This is a genomic window from Syntrophorhabdaceae bacterium (assembly GCA_035541755.1).
Taxonomy (GTDB): Bacteria; Desulfobacterota; Syntrophorhabdia; order Syntrophorhabdales; family Syntrophorhabdaceae; genus PNOF01.
Genome location: DATKMQ010000018.1, coordinates 1 through 4,584, shown reverse-complemented (window position 1 = coordinate 4,584; position 4,584 = coordinate 1). Strand labels below are relative to the sequence as shown.

The 4,584-nt window shown below is 48.0% G+C and carries 5 protein-coding genes; 3 read left to right on the top strand and 2 right to left on the bottom strand.

Annotation, left to right across the window (positions count from 1 at the left end):
* Window positions 1-407: 407 nt before the first annotated feature.
* Complete coding sequence (locus VMT62_01360) at window positions 408-1,214, bottom strand: sterol desaturase family protein (GenBank protein ID HVN95052.1); 807 nt, start codon at window positions 1,212-1,214, stop codon at window positions 408-410.
* A gap of 30 nt (window positions 1,215-1,244) precedes the next feature.
* Entirely contained in the window at window positions 1,245-1,574 is a 330-nt protein-coding gene (locus tag VMT62_01355) for a CGGC domain-containing protein (protein ID HVN95051.1), read from the bottom strand.
* A 1,052-nt stretch (window positions 1,575-2,626) separates the two neighbouring features.
* On the opposite strand from VMT62_01355, the gene VMT62_01350 reads away from it, so the two are divergent.
* The 3 genes from VMT62_01350 to VMT62_01340 form a co-directional block, all read left to right on the top strand.
* Window positions 2,627-3,004 carry a transcriptional repressor gene (locus VMT62_01350; GenBank protein HVN95050.1) on the top strand — a complete coding sequence of 126 codons (378 nt, stop codon included), beginning with the start codon at window positions 2,627-2,629 and terminating at the stop codon, window positions 3,002-3,004.
* A 69-nt stretch (window positions 3,005-3,073) separates the two neighbouring features.
* Window positions 3,074-3,325 carry a hypothetical protein gene (locus VMT62_01345; protein HVN95049.1) on the top strand — a complete coding sequence of 84 codons (252 nt, stop codon included), beginning with the start codon at window positions 3,074-3,076 and terminating at the stop codon, window positions 3,323-3,325.
* Window positions 3,322-4,584: ferrous iron transporter B (locus VMT62_01340; protein HVN95048.1), on the top strand; the 1,263-nt coding region annotated here is incomplete at its 3' end. The genes VMT62_01345 and VMT62_01340, both read left to right, overlap by 4 nt.

Here is a 4,584-nt window from a genome sequence, read left to right as displayed (position 1 = left end):
CTTATTATGGCTCCAAGAGGCAGGGGACAGACTGAAAATAAGGGTTCGGCGACCCAGGAAGTACTAAGTCCCCCTGCCTTTCTTGGGGCACATCTTACCTGCTTACATGACAGTTATACAGGAATTAATGGTAGGAGGAAGGACTGAATAGAATTGCCCCGCATCAATTTTTCAAAATGAACTTCCATTGAAAATTGGCGCTTGCACCTACAAACAAATAAAACAATGCATTGTGAAAGGTATTTATTACGACCTGAAAGAGAGACATTCGCAGCGCTTTTTGCTGATGAATATCTTACCGATACACCGCTCCCATAAATTTATGTAATACGTCTGCAACTGGTAAAATACCTCCCGAATCTTTCTGGAAATATCGGCTATATTGAAAGGTTCTGGATAAACCTCTATTAGGTCTCAGTAAGAAGCGGCAGAGCGAGCAGGCGAACAAGCGTGAGGCTCTTGGGGTCGCGATATCGTGCGATCCCGATAACCATGCGGTCATGCCCCGCGGCGGGCTGCGCTCGGTAGGTGCCAAACAACCTGTCCCACCAGGGCAAGTTAAAACCGAAATTGCTGTTCGTCTCTCGGATGATAACGGAATGGTGGACCCTGTGCATATCCGGTGTAACAATGAGAAACCTGAGCCATCGATCGAAGCCGATCCATAGGTGGACATTGCCGTGGTTGAACATGCTCGTGCCGTTGAGAAGCATCTCGAATAAGAGAACAGCAGGCACGGGTGCGCCCAGAAGGAGCACGACCCCCATTTTTATACCCATGGACAGGATCACCTCTGCCGGGTGGAAACGAACGCCTGTCGTGACATCGACATCGAGATCCGTATGGTGCACCTTGTGGAGGCGCCAAAAGATTGGTATCACATGGAACATCACATGTTGGCCGTATATGGCGAGGTCGAGGACAACAACGCCGAGAGCAATAGCGATCCAGCCCGACAGACCGATAATATTGAAGAGACCCCATCCATGGGCGACAGCAGACGATGCGACTGATATGGCGGTTACGGGAATCACCAGGCGCAAAATCATGGAATCGATCACGACCATGCCGAGATTTCTGATCCACCGCGTCCATTTCGGAGTGAAGGTGGGCCTTCGAGGCGACAGACTTTCCCAAAGCGCCATTCCCACAAGAATGCCAGCGAAGGGGACGAGCCTGAGAGGCAACTCATAATCGAGAATCAAATGGTTCATAGGTCCATTGCAAAATTGGCGGCTGGGGTTTCAGTGTGTCCAGTCGATCATCTTGATCTCCGGTCCCAGCTTTTTCTCGACAGCTGCCTTGATGTTGGAGAAATGAGGGCAGGGAAAGCCGATTGGGTTGCCTTTCCTCATGCAGGACGCAAAAACGACTGCCTCCGCGCCCCGGTCAACGAGCATTTTGGCTCTGGATATAGCTCTTTTACCGGGACAGCCACCGCATGACACGAAACCGACGATTTCGACGGGTCCGGTCTCTTCAAATGCACACGTGCCTGAAGCAGTAACCTTGAAGTCCGTAGTGCCAGGACACATGTCCTCGGTTTGACGACATCGAATAATCCCTACTTTCATGTACCGCTATCCTCCATTGTTTGATAGTCTGGCCATCATCACTTCCAAAGTTTTTGTATAGCTTTCTCCGCATCTGACGCAACAGGAAAGGGTTTTCTGAAAGTCAGTCCATGATGGCATGGCGGCAGATCGAACCGTTATTTTTCGTCAAATACGAAGCCGGTTGCGAGAGCCCACTCTATACGGAAAAGCTATCATCAATAACCTGAATAAGTCAATCAAGAAAAATAGAAAATAGGCATTCTAAAAATTATGTTTTAAGGATTACCGTTTGAAATCGTGTACGTCTGTAAACATCAGCACACGCTCGACTTCAGGAAGAACTTTGCTGCTGCCGTCACCTACGAATCGCGCATTGGACATATCATTAAGAACTGCGGATTACGATTTGAAATGTAGTATGACGTGCGAATCAGCGGCGGCTAAAAGCTGTCCGCTGGATTGGCTTGTTGGGATATCATCCTGATTGATAATATCGAAATATCATTGAAGCTAATCTACCTTATTCTCCATACATAGAAATAAAATAAACTCTGAGCTGCACCGACGCAGCAGCGCAGAGGCACTAATAACCGAAGTAATGCCATTTGCCTCGATCGAGCCAGCGAGTCCGCCATCGGAGAGCTAAAAGACCCGAAAAGAAACTGAAGACGAGACCGATGACGCCGGCCAAGAACTATTCCAATGGCTACCAACACGATAAATAGGGTACAGATTGCCACGACAGATGTTGCACAAACGTTCTTATCTGGATGTTGATGGCAAGCCAAAACCCAGCACTACAGCCGAGAAAGAAGACAAAAGTCCGGTTGTTAGAATGGATTCATAAAAAAGTAGGGCTCTGCCGCTAAATATATATATGGGGGCGGCAGAGTGAACACCACACATAAAGAAAGAACTTATACCTCTAAGGCTGAAAGTAATAATGATTAAGATAAAAGAAAATAACCATTGACATAACCCCCTCAGTTATGATAATAACTATCATTATCATGACAGCGGTGAAAGAAAAATCTCTTTTCACAAACTATTTATCAAGACGGGGACTTCGTATGACCAGCCAGAGAGAGATTATCTTGAACGAGTTTCTCCGCAAAGAAGGGCATCAAACTGCAGAGGAATTGACGGCTGCGGTGAAAAAAAAGGATAAGGCGATAGGCCAGGCAACCGTATACCGGATATTGAGGATTTTCGCAGAATCAGGCATAGCCCGGGAAGTGCACCTTGGAGACGGTGTAGTCAGATACGAACACAGCGTCGGCCACGAGCACCATGATCATCTAACCTGTGAGCGTTGCGGTAAAATCATAGAGATTCTGGATCAGCGAATAGAAGAGTTTCAAAAGAAACTGGCTGAAAACCACGGTTTCGTCATTACCCGGCATGTACTGAACATTTACGGCATTTGTGAGGAGTGCCGGAATAAGTGATTTTTTTTGCACATGACATGATAATGATTATCACTATCTATATCAGAATTTTAAATTATCGGAGGGGTTATGAGGTTTCTAGGACTTTTGGAGAGTGAAAAAGCGATTAAGATTATGAAGATCAGGGAGAGCAACGAGAATCGGCTAAGGAGCTGCTATGGCCACGGATATCAGTGTACTTCAGCAGAGATGGGTATGTGCACCAAAAAGAACATAGGGATGCTCAACCGCGGGTCTCCCCTCATAAAGGCTGATGAGGCCGGGACTGCCATGGGCTACGGCGTGTCGAAGAGCATGTTTGTCAGGAGGAAAACAGAATGAATTTGTCGTTAAGTGTTCTCAAGAGGGCTTTAGTTGAAGGCTGCTGTGGGGAGCCCAATTCCCTGCCGGGAGCAGAAAACAGAAAGATTGCCATTGTAGGCAGTCCTAATGTCGGCAAGAGCGTACTTTTTCAGAAACTGACGGGTACTTATGTGACTGTATCCAATTATCCCGGAACAACGGTTGAAGTATTTCGGGGGAGAGGAACCATCGGAAAAGAGAGCTTCGAGGTAATCGATACACCCGGTATGTATTCCTTTCTACCCATTACCGAAGAAGAACGGGTGACGTCCTCCATCCTACTCAATGACAGACCCGATCTGCTTCTCCACGTGGTGGACGCCAAAAACTTAGAACGTATGCTTCCACTGGCGCTCCAGCTCGTGGAGACAGGCTTACCGGTAATTCTGGTTCTCAACATCATTGATGAGGCAGCAAAGGCGGGCATCACATTTGACATACCCCACCTGAGTAAGAGCTTGGGCATACCTGTCGTTGCAACGGCTTCCACTACCGGACAAGGGGTGGACGTGCTGAAGGAAACTATCTCAAAACAGTCCGGGAACGGAGCCGCTCATTCCTTCAATTATGAGGAACCCACGGAGAGGTGTTTAAGAGAGATCGAATCTATGATGCGCGGTGACTATGCGATCTCGAGGAGGAGCCTGGCTGCCCTGCTGCTTCAGGGAGACAGTGATGCGGGCGCTCTCGCGCAAGCAAAGGAAAAAGATTTTAGCGCCATTCAGGCCATTATGGAGCGATCACGGGAGCGGTTTCCTCACCCCGTTTCATATGAGTTTGCTCTTGTGCGACAGAGGATCGCATCAAAAATTGTCCACGAGACGGTACGTTTTCGGGAAAAAGCCGACACAAACTGGGTGGAGTGGCTGAGCCGCAGGATGATCTCTCCCTGGACCGGGGTACCGATCCTTCTTTTCGTCCTATACTTTGGGATCTATAAGTTTGTTGGAGATTTTGGCGCCGGGGTTCTCGTTAATTTTCTCGAGGGCACGATTTTTGAGGGACATATCAATCCATGGGTCACGAAGTTCGTGGTCCTCCTCTTGCCGTGGAAAACTTTACAGGAACTCTTTGTCGGTGAGTACGGTGTCATAACGTTAGGCGTGCGCTATGCGGTAGCTCTCATTCTGCCGATCGTCACGACCTTCTTCCTTGCTTTTTCTATCCTTGAAGACACGGGGTATTTGCCAAGATTGTCTCTGCTGATCGACAGGCTATTCAAAGCTATCGGTTTGACG

Bases quoted from the DNA above. Each gene is read 5' to 3' on its own strand.
- VMT62_01360 (HVN95052.1), bottom strand. From the start codon at position 1,214: ATGAACCATTTGATTCTCGATTATGAGTTGCCTCTCAGGCTCGTCCCC.
- VMT62_01355 (HVN95051.1), bottom strand. From the start codon at position 1,574: ATGAAAGTAGGGATTATTCGATGTCGTCAAACCGAGGACATGTGTCCT.
- VMT62_01350 (HVN95050.1), top strand. From the start codon at position 2,627: ATGACCAGCCAGAGAGAGATTATCTTGAACGAGTTTCTCCGCAAAGAA.
- VMT62_01345 (HVN95049.1), top strand. From the start codon at position 3,074: ATGAGGTTTCTAGGACTTTTGGAGAGTGAAAAAGCGATTAAGATTATG.